The 24,308-nt window shown below is 50.6% G+C and carries 29 protein-coding genes; all 29 read left to right on the top strand.

Going from position 1 to position 24,308, the window contains the following annotated elements:
- The gene (locus tag LI241_RS02770; protein WP_227150940.1) at positions 1-948 is read left to right on the top strand and encodes a DUF4241 domain-containing protein; all 948 of its coding nucleotides are present in this window, start codon (positions 1-3) and stop codon (positions 946-948) included.
- Between the two features lie 27 nt (positions 949-975).
- Positions 976-2,457, top strand: coding sequence for a gliding motility protein (locus LI241_RS02765; RefSeq protein ID WP_227150942.1), 1,482 nt, complete (start codon positions 976-978; stop codon positions 2,455-2,457).
- Positions 2,458-2,470: 13 nt separating this feature from the next.
- Positions 2,471-3,070 carry a hypothetical protein gene (locus LI241_RS02760; RefSeq protein WP_227150944.1) on the top strand — a complete coding sequence of 200 codons (600 nt, stop codon included), beginning with the start codon at positions 2,471-2,473 and terminating at the stop codon, positions 3,068-3,070.
- Positions 3,071-3,101: 31 nt separating this feature from the next.
- Positions 3,102-3,701 (top strand): hypothetical protein, encoded by a 600-nt coding sequence (locus LI241_RS02755; protein WP_227150945.1) that lies wholly within the window; start codon positions 3,102-3,104, stop codon positions 3,699-3,701.
- Between the two features lie 104 nt (positions 3,702-3,805).
- A complete protein-coding gene (locus LI241_RS02750; RefSeq protein WP_227150947.1) occupies positions 3,806-3,949 on the top strand; it encodes a hypothetical protein in 144 nt (47 codons plus the stop codon).
- A 10-nt stretch (positions 3,950-3,959) separates the two neighbouring features.
- Entirely contained in the window at positions 3,960-4,400 is a 441-nt protein-coding gene (locus tag LI241_RS02745) for an Imm51 family immunity protein (RefSeq protein ID WP_227150949.1), read from the top strand.
- Positions 4,397-4,660, top strand: a complete 264-nt coding sequence (locus LI241_RS02740) for a hypothetical protein (protein WP_003524806.1) — start codon at positions 4,397-4,399, stop codon at positions 4,658-4,660. Before LI241_RS02745 ends, LI241_RS02740 begins: the two co-directional genes overlap by 4 nt.
- A 10-nt stretch (positions 4,661-4,670) precedes the next feature.
- On the top strand, positions 4,671-4,970 hold the full coding sequence (locus LI241_RS02735) for a hypothetical protein (protein ID WP_227150951.1): 300 nt from the start codon (positions 4,671-4,673) through the stop codon (positions 4,968-4,970).
- A gap of 15 nt (positions 4,971-4,985) precedes the next feature.
- Complete coding sequence (locus LI241_RS02730) at positions 4,986-5,978, top strand: hypothetical protein (protein WP_227150953.1); 993 nt, start codon at positions 4,986-4,988, stop codon at positions 5,976-5,978.
- Positions 5,979-6,020: 42 nt separating this feature from the next.
- Positions 6,021-6,491: a DUF4259 domain-containing protein gene (locus tag LI241_RS02725; RefSeq protein ID WP_118293346.1), complete on the top strand. Its 471-nt coding sequence runs from the start codon at positions 6,021-6,023 to the stop codon at positions 6,489-6,491.
- 3 nt (positions 6,492-6,494) lie between these two features.
- Positions 6,495-12,695, top strand: a complete 6,201-nt coding sequence (locus LI241_RS02720; protein ID WP_227150955.1) for a DUF2185 domain-containing protein — start codon at positions 6,495-6,497, stop codon at positions 12,693-12,695.
- Between the two features lie 15 nt (positions 12,696-12,710).
- Complete coding sequence (locus LI241_RS02715) at positions 12,711-13,574, top strand: CbrC family protein (RefSeq protein ID WP_227150957.1); 864 nt, start codon at positions 12,711-12,713, stop codon at positions 13,572-13,574.
- A 28-nt stretch (positions 13,575-13,602) separates the two neighbouring features.
- Complete coding sequence (locus LI241_RS02710) at positions 13,603-13,869, top strand: hypothetical protein (RefSeq protein WP_227150958.1); 267 nt, start codon at positions 13,603-13,605, stop codon at positions 13,867-13,869.
- A gap of 8 nt (positions 13,870-13,877) precedes the next feature.
- Positions 13,878-14,990, top strand: a complete 1,113-nt coding sequence (locus tag LI241_RS02705) for a hypothetical protein (protein ID WP_227150960.1) — start codon at positions 13,878-13,880, stop codon at positions 14,988-14,990.
- Positions 14,991-15,030: 40 nt separating this feature from the next.
- Positions 15,031-15,441 (top strand): hypothetical protein, encoded by a 411-nt coding sequence (locus LI241_RS02700; RefSeq protein WP_227150962.1) that lies wholly within the window; start codon positions 15,031-15,033, stop codon positions 15,439-15,441.
- 34 nt (positions 15,442-15,475) lie between these two features.
- Positions 15,476-15,865, top strand: coding sequence for a hypothetical protein (locus tag LI241_RS02695; RefSeq protein ID WP_227150963.1), 390 nt, complete (start codon positions 15,476-15,478; stop codon positions 15,863-15,865).
- A gap of 64 nt (positions 15,866-15,929) precedes the next feature.
- Positions 15,930-16,289 carry a hypothetical protein gene (locus tag LI241_RS02690; protein WP_227150965.1) on the top strand — a complete coding sequence of 120 codons (360 nt, stop codon included), beginning with the start codon at positions 15,930-15,932 and terminating at the stop codon, positions 16,287-16,289.
- A 26-nt stretch (positions 16,290-16,315) separates the two neighbouring features.
- Positions 16,316-17,248, top strand: a complete 933-nt coding sequence (locus LI241_RS02685; protein WP_227150967.1) for a spondin — start codon at positions 16,316-16,318, stop codon at positions 17,246-17,248.
- Entirely contained in the window at positions 17,245-17,385 is a 141-nt protein-coding gene (locus tag LI241_RS02680) for a hypothetical protein (RefSeq protein ID WP_165860625.1), read from the top strand. The genes LI241_RS02685 and LI241_RS02680 overlap by 4 nt, the downstream gene beginning before the upstream one ends.
- Before the next feature lie 28 nt (positions 17,386-17,413).
- The gene (locus LI241_RS02675) at positions 17,414-18,376 is read left to right on the top strand and encodes a YafY family protein (RefSeq protein WP_227150969.1); all 963 of its coding nucleotides are present in this window, start codon (positions 17,414-17,416) and stop codon (positions 18,374-18,376) included.
- Between the two features lie 131 nt (positions 18,377-18,507).
- Positions 18,508-18,876, top strand: a complete 369-nt coding sequence (locus tag LI241_RS02670) for a helix-turn-helix domain-containing protein (protein WP_002569119.1) — start codon at positions 18,508-18,510, stop codon at positions 18,874-18,876.
- A gap of 11 nt (positions 18,877-18,887) precedes the next feature.
- Complete coding sequence (locus LI241_RS02665) at positions 18,888-19,502, top strand: ImmA/IrrE family metallo-endopeptidase (RefSeq protein WP_195521787.1); 615 nt, start codon at positions 18,888-18,890, stop codon at positions 19,500-19,502.
- A gap of 104 nt (positions 19,503-19,606) precedes the next feature.
- Complete coding sequence (locus tag LI241_RS02660) at positions 19,607-20,155, top strand: hypothetical protein (protein ID WP_195521789.1); 549 nt, start codon at positions 19,607-19,609, stop codon at positions 20,153-20,155.
- A 135-nt stretch (positions 20,156-20,290) separates the two neighbouring features.
- Positions 20,291-20,461 (top strand): hypothetical protein, encoded by a 171-nt coding sequence (locus LI241_RS02655; protein WP_006059622.1) that lies wholly within the window; start codon positions 20,291-20,293, stop codon positions 20,459-20,461.
- Positions 20,433-20,981 carry a sigma-70 family RNA polymerase sigma factor gene (locus LI241_RS02650; protein ID WP_227150971.1) on the top strand — a complete coding sequence of 183 codons (549 nt, stop codon included), beginning with the start codon at positions 20,433-20,435 and terminating at the stop codon, positions 20,979-20,981. The genes LI241_RS02655 and LI241_RS02650 overlap by 29 nt, the downstream gene beginning before the upstream one ends.
- Positions 20,982-21,469: 488 nt before the next feature.
- Positions 21,470-21,850, top strand: coding sequence for a type II toxin-antitoxin system PemK/MazF family toxin (locus tag LI241_RS02645; protein WP_002569115.1), 381 nt, complete (start codon positions 21,470-21,472; stop codon positions 21,848-21,850).
- 30 nt (positions 21,851-21,880) lie between these two features.
- On the top strand, positions 21,881-22,108 hold the full coding sequence (locus LI241_RS02640; RefSeq protein ID WP_002589006.1) for a helix-turn-helix domain-containing protein: 228 nt from the start codon (positions 21,881-21,883) through the stop codon (positions 22,106-22,108).
- A 104-nt stretch (positions 22,109-22,212) separates the two neighbouring features.
- Positions 22,213-22,650: a helix-turn-helix domain-containing protein gene (locus LI241_RS02635; RefSeq protein WP_002569113.1), complete on the top strand. Its 438-nt coding sequence runs from the start codon at positions 22,213-22,215 to the stop codon at positions 22,648-22,650.
- Positions 22,628-24,019 (top strand): tyrosine-type recombinase/integrase, encoded by a 1,392-nt coding sequence (locus tag LI241_RS02630; protein WP_227150973.1) that lies wholly within the window; start codon positions 22,628-22,630, stop codon positions 24,017-24,019. Before LI241_RS02635 ends, LI241_RS02630 begins: the two co-directional genes overlap by 23 nt.
- The last annotated feature ends 289 nt before the right edge of the window (positions 24,020-24,308 follow it).

The following is a 24,308-nucleotide window of genomic DNA, read 5'->3' as shown; positions in this document are numbered from 1 at the left end:
ATGGCAGAAAAAGAACTGGCCCTTTGTGATGAGTGCGGCAGCCTGTTTTTCAAAGGCTCATCAAAGATGATGGGGCTGTGCCCAGAATGTGCCCATGTTCTCTATGGCTACCCGAATTGTGACCATCATTTTCAGGATGGCCGGTGTGTGAACTGCTACTGGGATGGCTCAAAGAGCGAGTACATCAAGAAACAGAATCAACAGGAGGAAACTGATATGCCTACAACTGAATGGCTGAACAAATACGAAGCAATCAAGGATAAATTGACCTGTAAAGATGACTTGGAGGCCCATTTCACAGAGAAAGTGATTGGGAACATGGCGGTGGATGTACTGGACATCGGTGCCGTCCATTTCCCCACCGGGCAGATCTTCGCCTGCGATCCGCTGGTGGAGCTGGAGGACACTCTGCCTTTCCTTCAAACGATCCCCGCCGGAACTTACCCAGTGAAAATCTGTGTGGTGCCCAGCGAACAATACGGAGACCGCTACGCCTGCGTCAAGGTGGCGGTTTCTCAGGAAAAGCCTGTCCGCTATAAGCTGGGCATGGTGGGCAACGAGAATCTGGACGCGGCGCTGGGAGATGACGACTACTTCGGTTTCGGCGTGGATGCCGGGATGGGGTGTATTGCAGACATCCAGACCCAGGCGGCCTTTAAGGCATACTGGGCCAAGCGGCTGGAGGAGGACCCGGACATTGACCCCTATAACGACCTATTCTGCGACTTGATGGAGGAAAATGCCAAAGCTCACCCCAAATATCAGGGAAGCGACGGAGACTGGCTCAACTGGACAGTGCCGGACACGGACTGCAACCTGCCCATCTTCTCCTCCGGCTGGGGTGATGGTTACTATCCCGTCTACTTCGGCTATGACGCAAAGGGCGAAGTCTGCGCCGTGTATGTGCGGTTCATTGACATTGAAGCCAGTTATCAAGAACAGGATTAAAAATGTGACAGAACAAAGGAGAGTGCCATGAAAGCCAATGCCGGAGAGGTCTATACAGTCTATAACCAATATCTGAAACGCTACACCGCCTGTCAGGTGGCCTATATCGCGCCGCCGGACTCGGTGAGCAAGGAGCCCTGGGCGGTGATCCTCTCTCTGGACTGGGTGGGTGACGCACCTCTGACGGCAGAGGAACTGCCCCAGCTCCGTCCGCTCTACAAGGACTTCATGTACTGGCCCCGTGACCTCCATCTGCTGCGGGTGCCGGTGGAGGTCACGCCCCAGTACACGCTGGTGGGTACACTTCCACCCTTCACCGACCAGCCCTGCCGCTCCTACGGCGGCTGGGACAACGGCTATGATGTATATTTGCAGATGAGGTGGCAGACCATCCCGGAAAAGCGGCGGCGGGCCTTCAAGGAGGCCATGGAGAGCGACGAGCAAACGGAGATCGGCGGTATCCCGGTGAAGGTCAGCAGCCATCGGGTGATGGATCAGTACGCACCATTCGATTCGGCGCTGGAACTGGAGGCGCTGCCCTGCCTCTCCGACCTCATCTGTGAGCGGTGGCACCCGGATCTGCTGGAGTTTTTGCGAGAAAACCCCTTCGTTGATGAACTGACTTTGCTGAACCACGGTCAGAGGACACTTGATCTACGGGGCACCAGCATCAGAAAGCTGATGCTGGACATGACCGGACTGGAGGAACTGTGGCTGGGTGAGGAAACGGAGCAGCTCCTGTTCCAGAACAAGGGGCCGGACGCCTGTACCATACATGCCCCCGAAGATGGCAGCGGTTTGACCCTCCAATTTATCAGAGAATACCGCCCGCACCTGGAACTGCCGAACCTATGGGGGCTGCATGGCATTCAGCTGAAAGACTTTGATCTGACCGGACTGGCTGCTGTCCATCCCCACTTAAAGGAACTGCGGCTCTGGGGCACGCCGGGAAACCTGGGGAACTTCTCCGCCGTGGAAGGGTTCCGGGAACTGACGAACCTCTCCACCTTTGATCTGTTCGGCTTCGACGCAGCTGACATTCCCACCCCGGAGCAGATGCCGGAGCTTCGCTGGTTCTGGATGACCAGCCTGCCGGAGACGGCGGCAAAAGCGGCAAAGCAACTCTGGAAAGGCAAGCCGGGAATGGATCTGCGGATCACCAAACCCCGAAAACCAGAGTGGCTGGCGCAAAATCTGGACAACCCCTTCCGGGGCTGGGACGGCGCAGAGCATATCCCCGCCGCTGCTGCGAAAAAGGCAGCCAATCAATACCGCAAGACCCGTTCCCTACTGATGAAGTTGGCCGCTGAGCCGTGCGAGGACGCCCAGGCCCAGGCGCTGGATGCGGTGGCAGCCTATACCCAGACCTTCAACAAGATGGGCTTTATCGAAACCGAAGAACGGGATGAGATCTACATGGCCCTGCGGGGCATCCTGGATGCACTGCCAGGCGATACGCTCCAGAAAGAAGCCCTGATTGAGAAGTTTGAGCAGTTGAGGGATTTTTGAAAGGGGTATCACATTGAGCTACACAAAATTCAGCAAAGAAGTAACCAAGTGGCTGAAAGCCAATAGCCTGCCCTGCTATGGAACAGCCAACGATAGCCCCGAAGAAACAAAAGCCCGGCTGGACGCATGGATGCGTGGGAGCAAAGAGGTGCTGCGCCAGTGGATCGCAGAAAAGCGATACCGTGAACTGATCTCCTGCGCCCACGGAGGCTGGTATCAAGATTCTGTGATTTTTGAGCCCTTGGCTGAACATTTTGTGGCGAACCACCTGTTTGATGAATTACGGTTTCTCTGCGAGCGCGGCATCCGTTTTTCTGCGGAAGATATGCTGTCCACCATTCAATCTGAGAAAGAGGAGCATGAGGCGCTTGATATAGAAACAATTCGGTCTATCGATGTTCCAAGCTATGTGTCAGGCCGCAGTTATTCCCATTTGGGGGAAATCGCAAAATACAGGAAACGGGCGCTGGATCAGATCATCCGCTATATAGGCTATCTGGAGCAGATCCACGCACCTGCGGAGTATTTGGAACAGGTAAAGGACCTGCAAAAGAACGTTTCGGATCTGACAATCAAAACAAAAGATTTGAAACCATTCCGGTTTCGGCTGTAAAAGCAATTTTCTGAAAGGAGTGTGTGGGCGCATGAGCCGGATCATTGATGAACCCTACTTTACATACAGTGCCTACAACGCCCTGACCTCCGGCATCCAGGTGAAATGCCCCAAGTGTCATGGCGCAGGTGTGGTGACAGCGGATGAGGATAACGCCTATTTCCGATGCCTGAGCTGCGGCCATCAGGAGACCCTCGACCGGACGATCTACCGCTACGATGTCCATAACCAATGCAAAAACTGCGGCAGGTACTACCGAGTGGATATTGAAGATACGGCAAAGCAGCACTTTTCCGTTCTCCATGTGGCCTGTCCCTATTGTGGAACAACCATGTCGGGAGAAGTTCATAAAACAGCTGAGGCGTTTTCATATATTGGCGAAATCAGGGACGGGAGAGAACCTTATTTCGGCCTGGAGCTGTGGTTTTTGACCTCATTCCAGGGTAAGCCAGTCTGGGCCCTCAACCGGGAACACCTTGCCTATCTGATCGGCTATCTCAATGCCGACCTGCGGGAAAAGCCGCTGGGAAGAGCGAAAATGACCCAGGCCGACCATCTCCCCACCTTTATGAAAACCGCAAAGAACCGGGAGCGGATCGTGAAGCTGCTGAAGAAGTTACAAAAGAAATGAGGATGGAACAGAAAGTAATTTACAACGGCCAAATTCTTACTCTGACTCGGTTTTGGGTAACAGGAGAACCTTGCCTTTGGATCACCGACCCGGAGCAGATCGGAATGCCTAAAATGGAATTTGTGGGAGGCCACCCGGACGAATACTGCATTTTCCTGAAAAATCTGACGGAAACAGAGCTGGCACAGATCACATCTCTGGACGGTGCTCCACTGGATGTAAAAGAAGAACGAAACGACATCGAATGAGGAGAACACTATGAAAGACCTTTGCCAATACGGAAACCGACCGGAGGACGAATGGGAAATCTTGCCCTGGATACCTGACCCGCGCCCGCCCTTCAAAATTTGGGCGAAGCCGGAGCAGATCGCGCCATTCTTTCTCATTCCCCACTACCCCTATGCGATCTCCCTTCTGCTGAAAATCAGTGACGGATTCCGGACAGAGGAATTCCGACGGCTGGGACTGATCGGCAGCAGCGAGGATTGGGAGCGGCTTGTCCGGGGCGTGATCCAAGAGTTCGAGGAAAACAACAGCGGCGTGGATCTGTTTCACTTCGACTCCGACGAAGATGTGTTCTGCGTGTACTCCCAATACATCGATGACCTGATGCTGCTGTCCAAAATGATCCGGGCGGCCTGTGACAATGAAAAAACGATGGGGATGTATCTGAACATGAGCGAGGTTGCGAAAGCATGAAAGAGTTGACCACTCAAACAGGGATTATAGTAAAATGCAGTAAAACGGCCATTGAATTTTTCCAAAATGCTCAATCAGTGGATTTCTTCTCTGCACTGGAGATTCCGAAGGAATTTCAAGACATAGCGGTTGAGTTTTATGATTTGATTCTGGAAAACGACCATCCTACAGCTTTGCTGGGCTGTCGTGGCAATTATGATATTGCGGTACAGATAGATGAAGTAACCGGCACCATGACGGGGTGGCATTGGTTCAAATGAGGGAAATGGAATGATCGAGTACATCAAACTCTTTTGGGAGGACGCGCCGGAGGGAGAGCCGTCGGTAATCCTCTATGAAGTTGATACCGAAAATGAGCGGCTGGCTCTCCGCTCCATTGACATCTTTGCAGATTGCCGCACCCGTAACATCCCTGACCTTTACGACGGCGCCATCGAGATTACGCCGATCCCTACGGTGGAGGAACTGAACGCCCATGTCTGGGGCGAGGAATTCCACGCCTGCGTCATAGAGAAAGCGGAATTTGAGGTCATCTGGGAAAACCACACCTATGATGGAGCGTTAAAGTAACCAGGAGGAGTCCCTATGAACAAAATCTTAAAAACCAAAAAACTGTCCCGTCCCCAATTCAATCAAATGGAAACCACCGAGAAGCAGGCGCTGATGGAAAGCCTGGCTGCTCGTTATGATATGACCTTTCTCGGTCTACATACTTTTGACCGCTGGGGCCAGAGTTGCACCACCGGCATCTTCAAGAAAGATGGTCGGGAGTTCGTCTTTGTCCCCGGCGATACCGTCACCCTGGGTTGGGAGCAGTTTGCCGAGGGACTGAATCAGGAGAGCCGGGAGGAATTGGAGTATCTGTTCCGGGAATGGGAAATGAAACCGCAGAACCCGGAGGAGATGATTCGGGAAAGCATGGCTCCCGTTCGGCAGGCGGCCATTGGCCCCATGCTGGTGGGCCGGGAACTGGAGGAAATTAACTGGGAGCCAGTCAAAATGGACGATCCCAGGCTGACTGCCCACCCTGACTGGCTGAAGGAATTCCGTGATTTTGCCTGGAGTGACAGCAGCAGTCTTACCTTGCATCAGTCGGCCCGCATTGAGCGGACGGAAAAGGGCTTTCAGATCTGTATCTATAACCGCACAGACTACGATGCGCTTCTTGCCATGCTGGAAAACAGGGGCTTCTCCCTGCCCACGGCGGACGAGTGGGCCTACCTGTGCGGCGGAGGGTGTCGGACCCTGTTCCCATGGGGAGATGGGTTAGACTACTCCATGCGTCTGCGCTGGTTTGAGGATATGGATGAGGATGAGAACCGGCCTTATGACATGGAGGAACCCAACTTCTTCGGCCTGTCCATCGCCTACGATCCCTATATGCGGGAAGTGGTGCAGGCTGATAGACTTACCACCTGTGGCGGCGATGGCGGATGCAATATCTGCGGTGGGCTGGGCCCATTTCTCGGTTTCCTACCCTGTTCGCCCCACTGTAAGCCGGAAGTGCAGGAGGACAATGAACTAAACGGAGATTATGACTTTTATCGGCCTATCATTCGGCTGGAGAACCATGATTGACAATAGAAGCTTGATACAAAATAAAGAAAGAGAGGTGCCGACATGGGAGCATGGGGCATAAAAGCATTAGAGCGTGACGAAGGGCTGGATGTACTGGACATCCTCAAAAATGAATATGTACCGGAGCATCCGGTAATGGATCTGGGCGAGATGATCGAACTGATGAAAGAGGAAGTCATGCTGGGAGCTGACTCCTCACAAATCGACTTCCTCTTTGACAATACTGCGATGGCTCTGGCGGAGCTGTATTTCCAATGGAAGGATAATGGCAAGCTGGACTACGATTATGAAGAAGCTATATGGGATAAAGTCACCGGTTTCACAGCATCCAAAGAAGCCCTTGCTTTCCTGCTGCGGCAGCTCACCGACATCAAAAACGAGGTGCCGGACGAGGACGGCATCCGTGAGATTGTGGATCTTTGGAAGAACGAGGACAGCGGTGAGATCGCTCCTGTGTGGTCAGAGCATTTGGACTGGCTCATCAAGCGGCTGATCTCGGAACAGGAGGCATGACGCATGTATATCAAAAAATACTGGGGCAACTTTATCGGAGGCTCGGACGACAGCCTGAACCTTGTGGCATTTTTGGAGGATCAGAAACAAGAGGAGATCCCCCTCAGCGAGATTTTCGCCAAGATTGGTCTGGACAAGCAGAACTGGGACTTCCGCCAGACCGTGGAGTATCTGGAGTTCACCCATTCGGACGGCGTGGAGATGGACTTCCACTTCGCCATTGATGTGGTCACCGACCTGGCCGCCATCCTGCTGGAGTGCAGCGTCAGTGGCAGTGTAAACCTTCAGGATCTGGACGAGTACAACACCCCCGCCCGCCGTATCCGCATCACTGCTACGCCGGAGGAGTACGAGGCCATGGACAAGGCCCTGGCGGACTTTGTCCATGCCCCGCTGGAATACGACATCAGCGAGATGATGGGCGAGGATGAAATCACGGATATGGCTTCTCAGGTGGAGATGCTGCGGAAGGAGCTGTACGAAGCCTCTGGCCGCAACCGGAACTACCATGTAAAGGCGGAAGATGTAAAAGATCTGCTCCCCGACTGGGAGGGTGCCGATGGCTGTATCGCCACCAACCGCATCACAGTGGAGGGCTGCAAGGTTGGCTACTGTTACCGGGAGAAGCCGGACGGCGGCTGGGACAGTGGCTGGCGCTTCACCGCTGGTGACGAGAGCGAGGCGTACATGGACGACCCCAACAACGCCGGGATTTACAAGCTGAACACAATTTGCAACGACGATCCCGACATCATTCCTCTGCTGAACACCCCCGCCCCCTGCGCCTTTGAGCGGGATGAGAACGGTGTGTTCCAGCAGATCAAAGACTGGAAACCGGATGAGGACGAGGAGGACCCTGATATGGACATTTTGAAGCAGTGCCAGAAGTGGCATGAGGAGAGCAAACAACATAAAATTATTGATGCGCTGGAGGCCATCCCCGCCGAGGAGCGTACCCCTGAGATGGACAGCGAGTTGGCCCGTGCCTATAACAATCTGGCAGACCCACATAAGCCAACTTGCAAAGAAATGCTCAAAAAGGCCCTCGCTCTGCTAAAGCCCCATGAGGAATACTTCGAGGACGATTATTACTGGAACTTCCGCATGGGTTACTCCTACTTTTATCTGGATCAGGAGGGCCGGGCTCTGCGATATTTTGAAAAGGCATTGGAAGCTCGACCTGGTGACGAGGACACCAAAGAGTTTATCGACCGGTGCAAAAAGGGTATTTCTCTGCCGCAGTTCTGGGAGTGCTTCCGGGAGCGGACAGAGAACTGGTGGGAAACCTTTGCCGAGATGGAAGCAGAATTGCGCCAGATGATGGATGAGGACAAAGATCACACCCGCGGCGCAGAACTCGTGGCCCAAATGGAAGGGGCTTTGAACCAGGCGTTTGACGAAATCTCCTTCGAGATGGGCTTCAATGGCGAAAAGCATGAGTTGATCCTCACCCCGGAGGGCGACAAGGTCAAGCTGTTTGAGCTGATTTACTTCCAGAAGCACGCCCCCAAGGAGGTGCTGGAGCACTGGAACATCCTTGTGGGCCGTCAGCCCCTCCAGAACATCGGTCTGCGTACTGAGAATGGCTGGGACATCTCCGGGGATGATGTGCAGATCTGGCTGGAGGAGGAGGGTGAAAACAGCTTCGCCATCTCCGCCTACTGTGAAAAGCTGCTGCCTATGCTCCGGGATGAGGAAGGCCGGGCCTGGTGGATGCTCACCACCCTCACCGACCAAGTGCTGGGCGAGATCCCCCACATGAGGTACATAGACAGCTTTGATGTGCTGGAAAAGCCCAAGGCAGAGCCGTCCATCCTCCTGTCCCAGCTGCCTGACAAGCTGAAAGAAAAGGGAGCGGACCTCTCCACCGATCCCAATGCCTATCTGGAGAGCTATCTTGGCTACAAAATGGAACCCAATGAAGATCCCGATGCCGATTGGCGGTTGGATACCATGGTGGGCTCCACTTGCTGTGTACCACTCATCAACGGCTATCTGAATGCCGACAATGACTTTATGGACGATCTCCATGCCGACGGCGCGGTAGCGGGCTTCTTCTGCTATCCCCTGGATACCCTGCGGGAGGAGGAAGGCAGTCAGAAGATCTTCGACTTCCGGGACAAGCTGGAAGAAGTGTTTACCACTGATGAAGGATCGGAAGTGCTCACTCTCACCGGCGGGGCCACCGGCCTCTACTGTGGCTATGTGGACTTCATCGCCTGGGACATCCGAGAGGCGCTGAACATGGCGAAAGAGTTCTTTGAAGGCACGGACATCCCATGGGCCATCTTCCACACCTTCCGCCGTGAAGCCGGTTCTGTACCCCTAAAGCAACAAGATGATGGGACAGAAACTGAGAATCAGGATGACGAGTTGGATGAAACGCTTATGGGCATGGACTATATTCCTTATACCCAACAGAACGCCGAAGCATTCTTCGCTCAGCTGGAGCAGTGGAACGACGAAGACGAGTACACCCGCTGTATCCAGGCACTGAATGCCATCCCGGAGGATTGGCGAAACTACCGCACCGCCTACGCCCTGGCCCGTGCACTGGAGAACTACGCCATCATCGGAGACCATGACGAAGGTACTTTGAAATCCAAGGGAGACAAAGCCCTTCTGAGGGCCATTGAGGTGTTGGAGTCCGTCCGGGAGGAAGGCCAGGACAAGGCGGAGTGGAATATGCGGATGGCCTACGGCTATCAGTATCTCTACGGCCAGGAGGAAAAAGCCATTCCCTACGCCCAGCGTTGGGCAGAACTGGACCCAGAAGACGAAAATGCCCCGGCGGTAATTCGGGAGTGTAAGGCGGAGATTCGGAAACGCCAGCGCAGCCGGAAGAAGGCAAAATTCGTGCCCGGTGATACCCCATTTGAGGGTTTCGACCTCACCAACTTCTGGGATGATAATTGGTATGCACTGAAAGAATATGTCAGTGATCCGCCTTCCGATGAGCTGATTGCCAGCGTGGAGGAGGAACTGGGCTACAAGCTGCCTGCCGCTTACATCTGGCTGATGAAGCAGCACAACGGCGGCATTCCGGTGAACACCTGCTATCCCTGCGATGAGCCTACCTGTTGGTCAGATGATCATGTGGCCATCACCGGCATTTTCGGAATCGGACGGGAAAAGAGCTGCTCCCTCTGTGGAGAGCTGGGCAGTCAGTTTATGATCGATGAGTGGGAGTATCCTGCCATCGGCGTGGCCATCTGCGACTGTCCAAGCGCCGGACACGATATGATTTTCCTGGACTACCGGGCTTGCGGCCCTCAGGGAGAGCCTGCGGTAGTCCATGTGGATCAGGAAAATGACTATAAAATTACCCATCTGGCAGACAGCTTTGAGGAATTTATCCGCGGACTGGAGCATGAATCCCTCTATGATCCGGATGAAGATGCAGAGGGTCTTGAGGATGACGCCGACGAGGAGGAAACCGACCATAAGGGTTCCTTTGCCGGATCTGTGCTCCTCTCCAAAGCAGAGTGGGACAAGGAGCAGTTGATTCGAGATCTGCGGGAAGAATGGGGCATCGTAGATGAGGAGCCGGATGAGGGCGACGAAGATGTTGAGAACAGCGATGACGCTGTGGTAATGCGGGTCGGAGGTATGATGCTGATTGTGACACTATTCCACGGTCACATCCCGGACAATGAAGCAGAGATCAACGCCGAAAACAACTATATGTGGCCAGAGGCCGTAGAAGTGGCCAAAGCGCACAAGGCCCATATCATGGTGGCTGTGTTGGGCGAGGAGGAAAAACTGCTGGAACGAGGTAAGCTGTTCACCAAGGCGATGGCAGTGTGCTGCAAGCAGAAATACGCCACCGGTGTCTACACCAGCGGCGTGGTATTTGAGCCTCGTTTCTATGAGGGCCTTGCCGATATGCTCAAAAAGGACGAACTGCCCATCTTCAACTGGGTTTGGTTCGGCCTGTACCGGAGCGAGGGGGGCCTAAACGGCTACACTTACGGCATGGATGTGTTTGGCAAGGAGGAAATGGAGGTGTTGAACACCGACGCTGAGCCGGAGGAACTACGGGACTTTTTGGCAAGCCTTGCCTCCTATGTGCTGGCGTGTGATGTGACGCTGCAAGACGGCGAGACCATCGGTTTTTCTGCGGACGATAAGCACACCATCACCCGCAGCCCCGGCATCTCTCTGCCAGAAGAACAGATGACCCTGAAGATCGGTTACGAGCCTATAAAGGGAGATCCGGAGGATGACAGCTGCGACCACTCGGACAATGATGACAAGCAGGATGAGGAAGAATTCAGTAATCCCGAAGTCTACACCGAGGAGGAGATGGAAGCCGTCGAGGGGCACATCCAGCAGTATTTCGGCAAGTTCGAGAATGTGTTCCACGAGATCGTTTCCCCCGACATCCATGTGGACATCTGCATCGTGCCGCCCACTGAGGAGCGGGACTATTATACCCTGGTCACCATGGGTATGGGTGCTCACCGGATGAATGTGCCGGAGGAACTGGCGGAATACAAGCTGGAGCGGGCGGAGCTGGCCATCGCCCTGCCTGCGGACTGGAAGCTGGATCAGGAGTCCATGAAAGACGAAAAGTGGTACTGGCCCATCCGCTTGCTGAAATCTTTGGCCCGTCTGCCCATCAACTGTGACAGCTGGTTGGGGCATGGTCATACAGTGGAGAACCGGGAACCATTTGCAGACAACACCAAACTGTGTACTGCTACCCTGATCGGTCCCCAGGATACGGAGGACGGCAGCGAGGTCTGCACTCTGCCGGGCGGCGAGGAGGTCAACTTCTATCAGGTAATCCCTCTTTATGCGGATGAATTGGACTATAAACTGGAACATGATGTAGACGATCTGCTGAACAAGATGAGGGGGATCAGTTTTGTCGTAAACCCCACTCGCCAGAATGCTATCACCCGTGGCACCCTTTCCAATGATGATTTTGACGGTGAGATGGACGACGCTTCCTATCATATCGAGAGCATTGAGGAGAAGGAACTGCCTATTGACCCCATCAATGCTTATAACCATATGGCCATCTACCTGCGCTGGTGTATGGAGCACGACCTGGTGGGCGAGGACTTCTTGAAAGAATACAGCGAAGTGGCCAAACAGGTCAAAGCTGATCCTGCCAATGTGGATCTGAGGGAGTTTATCCGGGATGAGCTGGACGGCTGTCTGTTCTCTGTGCTGTTCAATCAGCAAGGCCGTGCCTTTGCAGGCTATTACTACGGAGAGGGCGACAGCCCCTACTATCCTGCCGATGTTGACGACAACGCCCTCCGCTTCTTCGGCCCGGAGCGGTATCACTCTGATGAGTTCCAGGATGAAGCCTACCTGTTCATCCCCTTTGACGAGGACTACTATCAGGCTATGGCAGAGGTGATCGAAGAACGCTTTGAAAACTGGCAGGAACAGGACTTCGACGAGGACACGCTGGAGCCTTCCGAGGTGGCTCATGCCATCATGGAGTATCTGGACTGCGAGTGTACCTATTTCCCGTCCATGGCAGATGATGATCCCATCATGTCAGCATACAGCTATGCCAAACGGGAAAGTGTCAAAGAAGGCTTTGTGCCGGTGCTCATCAAGGCGGATGACGAAACGCTGTTGGAGTGTCTGGTGATGAACGCCGACCCGAAGAATGATGCGGACTGCTATGAATTTGACCTCAAAACGGTAGAGGAGTACCGGAAGAAGATGCTCTCCACCTCCGTCAAGGACGGAAAGGCGGTCCTGGAGGAATTGACCGGCCAGCGCAAGGAAGAAGCCGAGGATGACGATATGGACTGGGAGGAGGAGATCCTGGGCGAGATGGAGGGCGGCTATGAGAATAACCGTTTTTCCTGCTACTGGGATTCCGACACTGATATGACCTACCCTCTCATTCTGGCGAAAATTCCGGTGAAGAACCCCTGGGAGATCTTCACATACCTGCCCTTCGGAAACTGGAATGAATGTCCTGACACGCTGGAGCTAATGGCAGTGGCGAAATACTGGTTCGAGCAGTATGGCGCGGTACCAGCCGCCATGAGCCACGATGAACTGGAGTTCCTGCTCCCGGCCCCTGTTTCCCAGGAACAGGCTATGGAAGTTGCCACAGAGCAGTACGGCTTCTGCCCGGACATCGTGGATCAGGAGCAGGATGACCCCACTGTGGGCAATCTGGCGGATGTCCTGTGGCAGTCCACCGTCTGGTATTTCTGGTGGGATTGATGGGAGGTGCGACCAATGACAGAATATCAGAAAACCTATATCGAACTAAAAAAACAGTTTGTTGCGACCAATGAAGGTCCGGACAGTGTCCGCGCTCTATATACCTTCAAGGAAGAACTTGAGCAGAGTGAGGATCAGCAGGCCAAGGAAGTGCTGGTGGATGTGTATGATCTGCTGGACTTCAAGAAGGATGCCTATGAACTGCTCTGCCAAATCGGAAATCGTTCCGATAAAAAGACCCTCAAGCGGCTGGGCACGCTGAAGGACTATGCGGAAAACTGGGGCAATCATTATGCTCTCCCCAAGCCCAAAACGCCGGAGGAAACGCAGAACGAGAAGGAGCGGCGGGCCCAGCTGGGCCTGCCTGCCTTCCGGTATCACCCGGACCCTCTGGAAACCGGCGCTTTTGAGGAGTCGGCGGATGGCGTTGCCTGCGACTGCTGCGGCAAGACGACCCATATTTTCTATGCAGGCCCCTTTTACGCTGTGGAGGATATTGAGTGTCTATGCCCGGAGTGTATCGCCAGCGGCGAGGCGGCCCGGAAATATGACGGCAGCTTCCAGGACGATTGCTCCGTGGACGATGGCGTGGAGGACCCGGCCCAGTTGGACGAGCTCATCCACCGAACTCCCAGCTACTCCGGTTGGCAGCAGGAATACTGGCGCGCTCACTGCGGCGACTACTGCGCCTTTTTGGGCTATGTGGGTGCCAGAGAACTGCGGGCGCTGGGCGCGCTCGAGGAGGTGCTGGACGATCCCATGTGGGACGAGGAGCAAAAAGAAATGATCCGGGAATCCGTCAATGGCGGGCATCTGCAATGCTATCTGTTCCAGTGCCTCCACTGCGGGAAGCACCTGGTTTGGATGGATTTTGATTGAGGAGTTTTCAAAAGGTGGGATACAAGCGATGAAACCCAAAACACTGACCATTCAACTGAATGATGAACAACTGCCCATCCTCCCAGTGGAACTGGAAGCCCACCTCTCCTTTACTACTCATGCCGATGGAAATGAATTGGAGCTAACGGGAAACCGGGCGGGGCTGCTCCTGTTGGCGAAAGCCGCTTTGGGAATGGCAGAAACCGTTCGTGAGGATGGATTCCACATCCATCTGGATGACCTGTATAGCATCAACTCTGAGGGAAAAAGCATCCTGATCCGAAAGGAGGAATAATCAAAACCATGATTGAAAAAACCTTTATCAACCCCACTACAAATAAGCAGTGGCGGATTGAAATTGACGGACATACCATCCGAACTTGCCTCCATGGCGGGAAGGTTAAGGAGATCCTGTGCGACTCCGCCTTCCAGGTCAAGAGCATGGCGGCCAGCGCCATGATGAGCCAGATGCGGAAAGGATTTGTCTATCAGAATCCGGACGCCGCTGTTGGGCAGGCGCGGTGCCATCGGTTTGTCGGTAAGGACAGCAACGGTTTTATGCCTCTGGCTGCCGCCCTCACACGGGACGACTTCTTCCTGACGAGGGTGGTCGGAGATTTTGAGGACGAGACCCTCTATCACTTTGATGGCAGCGGGGAGATCCTTGAAACGGTCTCTCTGGGTGCCAAGCGGATGACTTACGAGCAGGTCCTCTGCCCCAATGACACCCTTCTTCTGAACAACAGCTATCTTCTCCAGCAGTTCTCACTCCGCACCCATGAAATCACGCCCTTTGCCAACAAGAAAAACAGCATGAAGGCCATGCTGGATCAGAGCGGCGACTTGGCCCTCTGGTACACAGGCGAGGAGATCATCGTCTTTGACTTTGGCAGCAACACGGAGGTGTGGCGGGAAACGGTAAAATGCAAAAAGTCAAAAGACCCGAATTTTGTCTATTACTGCTTCGGGATGCTCTCTCCCCGGCAGAGCAAAGCGGCCTACCGCGTCACCGAGGGTGAGTATGTGCTGGTCGATCTGAAGTCCGCCCAAAAAGTAGTGATCCCCAATGCGGGCTGGCATCCTTTCTTCTCTCCGGATGACCAGTGCTTCTCGGTGGGCAGCAGGTTCTATCTGACCCAGACCGGAGAGGAGATAGCCAATCCTTTCCCGTTTTCTGTCCGGCAGGGGCTGAGTTTTTCGGATACCTGTATGGTGCGGACAAGGGGCAGCCTGATGGCCGTTCAGCAGGATCGTGTCAACTCCCCCATAGAGCTGTGGGATACCGGAAGCGGCCAGTTGTTGGCCACCATTGATGACCCCTTTGTGGTGCGGCAGGTGAATTTTGCCTTTACCCAAAGCGGGCTTGTCCTGCACACCGATTACGGGGCCATGAGCATCTATTCCTGCGCCCTCTGAAACGGAGAAGTGACCTATGGATCATGAGAGGAAAGAGCTATTGGCTCAGAAAAAAGCGCAGCTCAAGAAAAGGCAGAAAAGAGCAGAAATACAGCAATACAAGGACCGTCTTACAAAAAGCATTGAACATTTTTCTCAAAAATACCGATACGCGGATGAAGCTGAAGTGCTCAAAATTGAAACCTTTATCTCAAAACTCAATTTTGAGCAGCCGGGGCAGCTGGCGATCCAAGAAGTTTGCCCGTATCCCCACGAAAATGTTTACCTGTGCTTTTTGATGGGAACAGAGGCACTGTTTCAAATCTTCATATTCGGAAAATATGATGACATCCTGCGCGATTATGATGAATGGGAGGTTTTCAGCCCCTGTCTGCTGCTTGTGGATGAGGATTTTATTCATTATACTTATATCAATGATGATGGCAAAGTCATGGAATCACAAGTATCATGATTTATTTTTACGATGAAAAAATGGAGGGGGCATAATGACCTTTAACGAAGCAATGCAAATACTTGGAAACAAGCTGCAAGAAAAGTATGGGCATTTAGGATTTAAGTATAAAAAATCCGACAAAACACTTACGAGACACAGTAAAAATTTCACCTATATGATTGCGTTTTCCTCATTCGGCGGGAACACAAAGGATAGCATAAGCATAGAGGTTTGCTATATAATCAACACCCGTCCATACGACCCTTATGGTTATGCCAAACCAGACAACAACACACAACCACTGTTTTACAGTTTAAGAGACAATGAAATATATCTTGATATAGGAAGTGAAGAAAAAATTGACAATACCTTTGAGATTGTTTGTCAGTGGATGGATAAATTACTGATTCCCAAAATGAATGAGCTTTGTGCTACCGAGTAATGTGGATGAGGATTTTATTCATTATACTTAGTAATAATGTGAATAACAATCAGGAGGAACTGCCATGTCACAGATTGCGTCCTTTTATCTTCTCAAAAACGGCCAGCGGCAGGAACTTTCCAACGGCGACTGCTCCGGCGCGGTATATATGGCCATCTGGGACTGGTGTGAGTACGAGCTGGATCTGGATGTCCGTTTTCCTGCTCCCCAGACGGAGGACACCCTGGACTGCGCTCTGCTGGAGGGAGAGCTGGCGTCTAAACTGCTGGCAGCTCTGCGGGAGCAGGACCTCCCGGAACTGGCCGCTGAAATTGCCCCGGACTGGGACCTACCCACCGAGGCGGTGCAAAGCGGACTGGAAACGCTGCGTTCCCATCTGGAACTGGTGCAGGGCGACGCTGCCCTGCTGTATGAGATGGTGTAGAAAATGAGTTAGGGAGGTGAATAGCTATGGAACAAAAACGCCCGGCAGATATATTTCAGGAGCTTCTGGACTACCTGTGGAACGGCCTGGGCCTGGAGGAAAAGGGCTGGAAGCGGCTGAAAAAAGGCGACTTCAAAAAGAAAATGAAAAACGGGCTGACCTACCTGATCTGGTTTGAGCGAAGCCGCTACAACTACATAGACTACGAAATCGGCCATGGAAATGTGGAGGTAGGCTTCAGCTGTACCATTAAACTGGGGAATGACCTCCTCTATGCCTTCGATATGGAATCTCCTACGGGCGGCCTCCGCTTTCGGATGCTGACAGAAGACCTGCGGCTGAACACCGGGCTGCTGGACACCTTTCTGCCCCTGATCAAAGCCCACTACCTTGACTTTATCGACCGCTTTGAGGTGGACCCGACAGGGGCGCTCCAGCCGGTCTGTGCCCCCTTTATCCAGCCGGAGGACTACAGCTGGCGCATTCATGTGGATGAGCAAATGATGGAACGGTACGGAACACCAGAGCAGCTGGCGGAGTACCGCCGTCAGGCGGAATTGCGCGGAACGCCTGAACACAAGGCAAAAAACTGGATGGGTTCGATGTTGTTCCACCTCTCCCACGCCAATGATGTGGATCAAGCCTGGGCCTCAAGCCGCACCAAAGAGGAACTGGACAAGGTGGTGGAACCCTTTGTGCAGGCCAAGCGGCAGACAAGCCAGTGGACACAGGAGGATGAGGCGGGCTATCAGCTCTACCAGCAGGAAACAGATCCGAGGAAACGCACCTTTCGGGTATGGTATCTCATCGCCAACCCCCGCGGCCTGCCGAAAGAGTTTGTCCAGAAAGAGCTGGAGTTTCGGTGGAAGCTGTTTCCGGAAAAGAAGGAACAATCCAGCTGCCCAGAGGGGTGCTGGACATCCACATGGGGAACTATGCCTCGGGAGGACGCTGAATGAACGGCGTTGTGCTCCTGGTGGGCGGACTGCTGCTTGTGGCGGTAATCAAGCTGATTATGGATCGAAATTGGATTGGCCTGCTTCTCTGTGCTGTCGCCCTGCTTCTGGTCTTTGGGGCTGGACACCACACAAAATAGGCCATTTTAAGAATCGAGGAGGTGAAGTATGCAGAATTCAACAAATATGCGGATACTGGAATTACTCCGGTTTCTCTATGAGCGGACCGATGAAAACCATCCCGCCACAGTATCTGACATCATTGCCCATCTGAATGGAAAAAGAATTCAGGCAGTGCGGCAGACTGTTTACGCAGATACCAATGCACTGATTGACGCAGGGATTGATATTGTGGTGGTCAAGAGTACCCAAAACCAGTATTTTATGGGAAGCCGCCTGTTTGAGTATCCAGAACTGAAAATGCTGACAGACGCAGTAGCTTCCTCGAAGATTATTTCTGCCAAGAAATCTGAGGAGCTGGTGCAAAAATTATGCCGTTTAGCCAGCACACATCAGGCAGAACAGCTTCAAAAATTTGCTGCTTTATCCAGCCGTGTCAAACCGCATAATGAAAAGGTTTACTATATCATTGATAATATCCAAACAGCGATTGGAAACCATCAGCAAATTCGGTTCCAATACTATGAATATACTCAGGAAAAAAAGAAAATCTTGAAGCATGATGGATATTATTATGTCGTAAATCCTTATGCGCTTGAATGGAAAAATGACCATTACTATTTGATTGGATTTTCTCTGAAGCATCAGAAAATTGCTCACTTCCGTGTAGATCGGCTAACAAGTGTAGAAAATCTGGAAACTTACTTTATGCCGATAGAGGGATTTGATGTAGCCTCCTATACAAATAAAATGGTTGATATGTTTACATCGGAGTCATCGAAGGAAGTAACCCTTCTATGTGAAAACGAATTGATGAGAGTAATCATAGATCATTATGGAGAAGATGCCCCTGTTGAGAGATATGATGACGCGCACTTCACAGCAAAAATTGAAGTGAACCCCAGTGGAACTTTTTATGGCTGGATATTCAAATTTAAGGGAAAAATAAAAATTCTATCCCCAAAAGAGTGCATTACAGAAATGCAGCAAATCGCTCAGGAATTTATATAGTGCAAAAGAGGTGTTATTGATTTTTAACACCTCTTTTCAAATGAAATTTTTATCCTTGAAGTGAACAGATGTTCGATATACAATATAAGCAAGATGTTCGCAGTTCGTCGAACAAATGAGAGGTGAATGCTGTGGGCAATATAACTTTTGGATCATTTATAGCCGAGAAACGCAAGGCGCACAAATTCAATTTACGCGATACAGCCAAGCATTTGAATATTGCTTACGGTTATCTGTGTGATATTGAACAAAGCCGCCGTCCTGCACCCAATGGAGATTTTGTGGAACGCATCTCCGCCTTTCTGAATTTGGATAAATCAGAACATGAGTTGCTTTTGGATCTGGCTGCAAAATCACGCAATACAGTATCTGCTGATTTGCCAGACTATATCATGGAAAAAGATATTGTTCGGGCAGCCTTGCGTGTGGCAAAAGAAGTAGACGCTACCGATGAAGAATGGCAGACATTTATGAAAATGCTAAAGGAGCGTAAACGATAGGGGGGAGAGCTTTGTCAATTCCACAAATCCGTACAGAAGCAATCGAGGCGGTAGGGCGAAAAATCCTGATGGAATATGATCCCTCTCTGCTATCCGGGCAACCATGTCCTGTGCCAATCGAAACCATTATCGAGACAAAGTTTGATCTAATCCTGGAGTTTCATACACTAAGAAAAAACCCCAAGATATTAGGGGAAACAATTTTCGATGACGGTGCCGTTGTTTTATATGACCAGATACAGAGACAGTATCGAATGATTGCAGTAAGAGCCGGTACAATCTTAATTGATGAACGGCTTTGTGATCCGTCAAAATTAGGGCGGCTCCGTTTTACCTGTGCCCATGAGCTGGCTCATTGGGTACTACATAAGAAGTTGTACTCCGGTACTGGAGATGTTGCTGCTTATAACGGAAATGTTTCTTCCGACGAAAGTCATGGCATAATTGAGCGTCAGGCGGATACTCTGGCCTCTGCCCTGCTGATGCCTTTACCGCAGATCAAAAAATGTTTTTACCGGCTTAGAATAGGCCGGACAGATGAACAGCTCGTTGCTGAAATGGCAAATATTTTTGAGGTTTCCAAGCAAGCAATGCAGATTCGTCTAAAATCCAGGAACCTGATATAACCAAAGGGGGGAATAGAGGGAGGCACTGCCCTCTCTCACTCTCCTCTGCTATGCTATTTTGTACCTAATATGTTCGCAATATTGCGAACAAGGAGGGATGTTCTATGAGAAAAGAAAGTACAACAATCCAAAAATGTAACAGCAGGTTAACAGCTTTGGGGCTTAACAGCGACGCTGCGTTTCATAGAAGTAAGCTGATTCTAAAGATTTACCGTGATGTAGTCTGGGTTCTGAGTGAACGGGCAGAAGAATTACACGAAACTGCTTGGATTATGGGAGAACAAGATATAGAGTCTGGCCTCTGCTATCTTGAAAATTTTGCACCAGATATTGAACTGCAAGCCTTTGAAGAAAAAGTTTGCTGCCTTGTTCAAAATCAAATGCTGGTCAATATTATTGACCGTGCACTCCTTCGTCTGAAACGGTATCCGGATCGAGGAGAACTTTACTATGAAATTTTGACTAAGCAATTCATCTATCGGTTCAACAGCACAGAGAAAGAATTGCTGGAAGAACTAAATATAGAGCGCAGTGTCTTTTATGACCGAAAACGAGAAGCCATCTATTTATTTTCTGTTTGCTTGTTTGGATATTCTATTCCAGAAGTCCTGGAGGAGCTGCCCCGACTAAATCCCGACAAATCCCCGACCTAATCCCTACTCCCTTCCGACTTCCGACCTGCTATACTTGGTATAGTGGCAGGAATGCACTAAATTGAATACTTTTCTACATAAGGCCCGGCATTAACCGGGCTTTTTTCATTCCTGCTGCAATATGGCGGCAGGAACATGGCTGGAGGTGAAAACACTTCCGGCCTTTTTCTTTGCCCGGTATTAGGAGGCCGGTATGCGCTGGGAGGCGTACATAGCAAAATATCCATGACACCGTTCAAATTCGCTGACTACCAAGAATTTGAACGGAGGAAAGGATATGACGAGAGTATTCATTTGGAAAAATAACAGCCCACAGGAATGGGCGGAAATCAGTTTTTCAGCGTTCAGTAAGGCACGCCGCAATGGTTGCTTTACTGGGCGCTTTTTTGTTGAAACAGTCAAAATGTTCCGTGATGAAGATGACCGCATTATCATGGAATGTTCTCGCAAAGATTTTGAAAAATACCAACAGGAGGACCGCCACAGCCGCTATCTCCAGGAACATGAGAAAAGTCGCTCTATATTCCCGGCTTCCCATGTGGGAGATCGTGACGGCACAGAGGAAGGTTATCAGGATACAGATTTGTTTGTGGATGAATCTGTTGATACTGCGGAACAAGCAATTTGTAATCTTCTTATGGCCGATCTGCACCGTGCTTTGCAGCAGCTGAGTCAGAAAGAACGCTCTTTTATCTTGGATTATTACGGCATGGAAAAGCCAAGTACACTGCAATTAGCCAAAAGATATGGCATTAGTCAGCCCGCAGCTCATAAGCGTCTGAAAAAAATTGAAGAAAAAATAAAAAAGTTGGTTATAGATTTCTAAAAAAAGTGGCAGTAGCAAGTGAGAGGGAAATCCTTTCACTTGCACCTTGACAACCTCATATACGAATCATTAAGTTTGATCCTCTTTGGGCGTAATAGCCGCTACATCAGCGGTATATTTTCTGAGAGCTGCCACTCACATAACAGGCCAACCCATTTTTGCTGTATAGATGAGTTTGCGGTTTATCAGAAATATATCAGGCTGGAATACATCGGATGGCATCCGGTCATGGCATAACAAGGAGGAAAGCTCTCTTACAGCCATAGTCCGAGCGTGATAACAACCGTCGCAGGCCATGGGTAAGACCAAACGAAGTGGAGGTGAAATTCCTGAGAAGCAGGCCAGCCACCTGCGGCTTAATGATTACCCAAATCCCTGGGGTGTCGTGGACAAGTAAGGGATAAAACAGGCGCTAAATTGAAGGAGACTCTGTAATTTGCAGAGCCTCCTTCTTACATAATCAAATCTCAAAACATAGGAGGATGAACATGAAAGAAGATTGGATTTATAAGCGTGGGGATTTATATTATGCCAATTTGAACCCTTATTTTGGATCAGAGCAAGGCGGCACCCGTCCTGTTCTGGTTCTTCAAAACAATGTGGGGAATTTTTTCTGCCCCACTTTGATCGTAGCTCCGCTCACCAGTAAATGGATTAAGAAAAAGGAGCTGCCCACACACTATGCACTGGAGAGCGTTCCAGAGCTTGGACTGAAATCTGTTGTTCTGCTGGAGCAAATTAAAACGATTGATAAAAGGCGTGTTTTATCGTACATTGGGCGCGTATCTCGCGAAGAAATGAGAGCGATTGATGATGCTCTGCAAGTTAGTTTAGATATTCATATTCCGGAGGAAATGGAGGCTCCGTAAGGCCACTTACCGGATAAAGGAGGCGTTTTTATGTTTGAAGCAAGAATTGCGGAATTGAACCGCTTTAATGAACAAAATCCTGTCAGCTATGACAAAAGAACCTATACGGTCGATGAGATTCAGGACATTCTGGGTATCAGTCGTCCCACAGCATATAATCTGGTAAAACAAGGTGTATTCCACAGCGTCAGAGTCGGCGGTCATATCCGCATTTCCAAAAAGAGCTTTGATGACTGGCTGGATCACACAGATGAATGATTTGTCAAGGATGCCGATCTCCAAATCGACATCCTTAACTTTTTTTCTGCTTTCTCTTACAATGAGGCCATAGCAAGAAAAACTTTATAGAGGAGGCAAAAGCCATGCAGAAACAAAGAGTAAAGACCAGTATGTCTGTACCAGAGATGGGCAAAATGCTTGGGCTTGGTAAAGTAGAATCCTACTGGTTGGTTAAAAAGAACTATTTCAAAACAATTCAAGTGGCCGGACGAATGAGAGTTATGCTGGATAGCTTTGAAGATTGGTATGCCGGCCAGTTCCACTATAAAAAAGTGGATGGTACACCGCCCGGAGAGAAATGGCGGCATACTACGATGTCAGTACCGGAAATGGCGGATCTTTTGGGGCTGAAATCTGGCACAGCTTATGACCTTGTTAAAAGGGGCTATTTTGAGACGACCTTGATTGATCGAAGAATTCGTATCATTACCAGCAGTTTTGAAGCCTGGTATCAAAAGCAAACTCATTATGTGAAAATCTCGGAAAGGAGCAATGAAAATGGCATCTATCGTGAAGCGTAAAAGCAAATATTCTGTGGTGTATGATTACACAGATGAAAACGGAAAACGCAGACAGCGTTGGGAAACCTTCAGCACAAATGCAGAAGCAAAAAAACGAAAAAAGCAAATTGAGTATGAGCAGGACTCTGGAACCTTCTTTATTCCTACGGCAAAGACCCTGAACGATCTGCTCGATGAATATATGTCCATCTATGGTGTAAATACCTGGGCAATGTCAACATATGAAAGCCGCCGTGGTCTGGCGAGAAACTACATAACTCCTATTATCGGAGATATGTTACTATCCGACATCACTCCAAGGATGATGGATAAGTATTACCGCGATCTGCTCTCTGTGAAAACGGTAAGCGTCAACAACCGCAAACCCACAAGCGAATATCTGACCCCGCATACAGTAAGAGAAATTCACAAGCTACTTCGCAGTGCCTTTAATCAGGCGGTGCGTTGGGAACTAATCAGCCGTAACCCTGTCCTGAATGCGACACTTCCCAAAGAAGAACATAAAGAACGGGATATATGGACTGCCGAAACTCTGAGCAAGGCTATGGAAGTCTGTGATGATCCTATCCTCTCCCTTGCCTTAAATCTGGCGTTCTCCTGCTCTTTACGCATTGGCGAAATGCTGGGCCTTACCTGGGACTGCATTGATATTGCACCACAGAGCATAGAAAATGGTTCAGCTTATATATTCGTCAACAAAGAGCTGCAACGGGTTACACGAGGTGCATTGGACGATTTGAGCGACAAAGGTGTTATTAAGAAGTTTCCACCTTGCATAGCCAGTACCCATACTGCTCTGGTCCTGAAAGAGCCTAAAACCAAAACCAGTATTCGCCGTGTGTACCTGCCGAAAACAGTTGCCTATATGCTGGTAGAGAGAAAAAAAGAAATCGACGAGCTGATGGATCTGTTTGGAGACGAATACATCGACAATAACCTGGTCTTTTGCTCCAGCAATGGCCGTCCGATGGAAAGCCAGGTGATTAACCGTGCTTTCAATAAACTTATCAAAGAAAACGGACTGCCTCATGTTGTATTCCATTCTCTCCGCCACTCCAGCATCACCTACAAGCTGAAACTCAATGGCGGCGATATGAAATCCGTCCAGGGCGACTCTGGTCATGCTCAGGTAAAAATGGTTGCAGATGTCTACTCTCACATCATCGACGAGGATCGCTGCATAAACGCTCAGCGATTGGAGGAAGCATTTTATTCCTCTAAGACTCCTGATCCCGTTGAAGATACAGAGCCAGAAACTGCGGATACTGCCGTCACTGAAAGTGATGAAAGTGATGCAGTGAAGATACTGGAACTGCTTAAAAATCCCGAAACTGCCGCACTGCTCAAGCAGCTGGCAAAGGCTTTATAAAGTCCCCCCCCTCAGAAGAACGCCTCTCACTTTGTGAGAGGTTTTCTTCGTTTGAACCACTTTGCACAGTGACCAAACACTTTTTTTGTTAGCAAGGTTCTGAAGGCATTTTTGAGCGATGTTAGCAAATTCGCGATTTTGTTTGCAACTTCCTCTAATTTCTGCTAACAAATGTTTGCAAGTTCCTTTGGTAAAAATCGAACCTCTGACTTACCGCCTTTCTTAGCAAAAGGCCAAATCTCGTTAGCAAATGTTAGCAAACCAAGGTTTTTTGCAAAAAAGCCACAAA

The organism is Longicatena sp. 210702-DFI.1.196 (genome assembly GCF_020563125.1).
Classification (GTDB): Bacteria; Bacillota_I; Bacilli_A; order Erysipelotrichales; family Erysipelotrichaceae; genus Longicatena; species Longicatena caecimuris.
This window is presented reverse-complemented; position numbering and strand designations above follow the sequence as displayed.

Bases quoted from the DNA above. Each gene is read 5' to 3' on its own strand.
- LI241_RS02680 (WP_165860625.1), top strand. From the start codon at position 17,245: ATGAACGGCGTTGTGCTCCTGGTGGGCGGACTGCTGCTTGTGGCGGTA.
- LI241_RS02720 (WP_227150955.1), top strand. From the start codon at position 6,495: ATGTATATCAAAAAATACTGGGGCAACTTTATCGGAGGCTCGGACGAC.
- LI241_RS02660 (WP_195521789.1), top strand. From the start codon at position 19,607: ATGAGAAAAGAAAGTACAACAATCCAAAAATGTAACAGCAGGTTAACA.
- LI241_RS02765 (WP_227150942.1), top strand. From the start codon at position 976: ATGAAAGCCAATGCCGGAGAGGTCTATACAGTCTATAACCAATATCTG.
- LI241_RS02770 (WP_227150940.1), top strand. From the start codon at position 1: ATGGCAGAAAAAGAACTGGCCCTTTGTGATGAGTGCGGCAGCCTGTTT.
- LI241_RS02635 (WP_002569113.1), top strand. From the start codon at position 22,213: ATGCAGAAACAAAGAGTAAAGACCAGTATGTCTGTACCAGAGATGGGC.
- LI241_RS02725 (WP_118293346.1), top strand. From the start codon at position 6,021: ATGGGAGCATGGGGCATAAAAGCATTAGAGCGTGACGAAGGGCTGGAT.
- LI241_RS02685 (WP_227150967.1), top strand. From the start codon at position 16,316: ATGGAACAAAAACGCCCGGCAGATATATTTCAGGAGCTTCTGGACTAC.
- LI241_RS02645 (WP_002569115.1), top strand. From the start codon at position 21,470: ATGAAAGAAGATTGGATTTATAAGCGTGGGGATTTATATTATGCCAAT.
- LI241_RS02650 (WP_227150971.1), top strand. From the start codon at position 20,433: ATGACGAGAGTATTCATTTGGAAAAATAACAGCCCACAGGAATGGGCG.
- LI241_RS02755 (WP_227150945.1), top strand. From the start codon at position 3,102: ATGAGCCGGATCATTGATGAACCCTACTTTACATACAGTGCCTACAAC.
- LI241_RS02740 (WP_003524806.1), top strand. From the start codon at position 4,397: ATGAAAGAGTTGACCACTCAAACAGGGATTATAGTAAAATGCAGTAAA.
- LI241_RS02655 (WP_006059622.1), top strand. From the start codon at position 20,291: ATGGCTGGAGGTGAAAACACTTCCGGCCTTTTTCTTTGCCCGGTATTA.
- LI241_RS02675 (WP_227150969.1), top strand. From the start codon at position 17,414: ATGCAGAATTCAACAAATATGCGGATACTGGAATTACTCCGGTTTCTC.
- LI241_RS02750 (WP_227150947.1), top strand. From the start codon at position 3,806: ATGCCTAAAATGGAATTTGTGGGAGGCCACCCGGACGAATACTGCATT.
- LI241_RS02705 (WP_227150960.1), top strand. From the start codon at position 13,878: ATGATTGAAAAAACCTTTATCAACCCCACTACAAATAAGCAGTGGCGG.
- LI241_RS02710 (WP_227150958.1), top strand. From the start codon at position 13,603: ATGAAACCCAAAACACTGACCATTCAACTGAATGATGAACAACTGCCC.
- LI241_RS02715 (WP_227150957.1), top strand. From the start codon at position 12,711: ATGACAGAATATCAGAAAACCTATATCGAACTAAAAAAACAGTTTGTT.
- LI241_RS02640 (WP_002589006.1), top strand. From the start codon at position 21,881: ATGTTTGAAGCAAGAATTGCGGAATTGAACCGCTTTAATGAACAAAAT.
- LI241_RS02735 (WP_227150951.1), top strand. From the start codon at position 4,671: ATGATCGAGTACATCAAACTCTTTTGGGAGGACGCGCCGGAGGGAGAG.
- LI241_RS02695 (WP_227150963.1), top strand. From the start codon at position 15,476: ATGACCTTTAACGAAGCAATGCAAATACTTGGAAACAAGCTGCAAGAA.
- LI241_RS02690 (WP_227150965.1), top strand. From the start codon at position 15,930: ATGTCACAGATTGCGTCCTTTTATCTTCTCAAAAACGGCCAGCGGCAG.
- LI241_RS02745 (WP_227150949.1), top strand. From the start codon at position 3,960: ATGAAAGACCTTTGCCAATACGGAAACCGACCGGAGGACGAATGGGAA.
- LI241_RS02730 (WP_227150953.1), top strand. From the start codon at position 4,986: ATGAACAAAATCTTAAAAACCAAAAAACTGTCCCGTCCCCAATTCAAT.
- LI241_RS02630 (WP_227150973.1), top strand. From the start codon at position 22,628: ATGGCATCTATCGTGAAGCGTAAAAGCAAATATTCTGTGGTGTATGAT.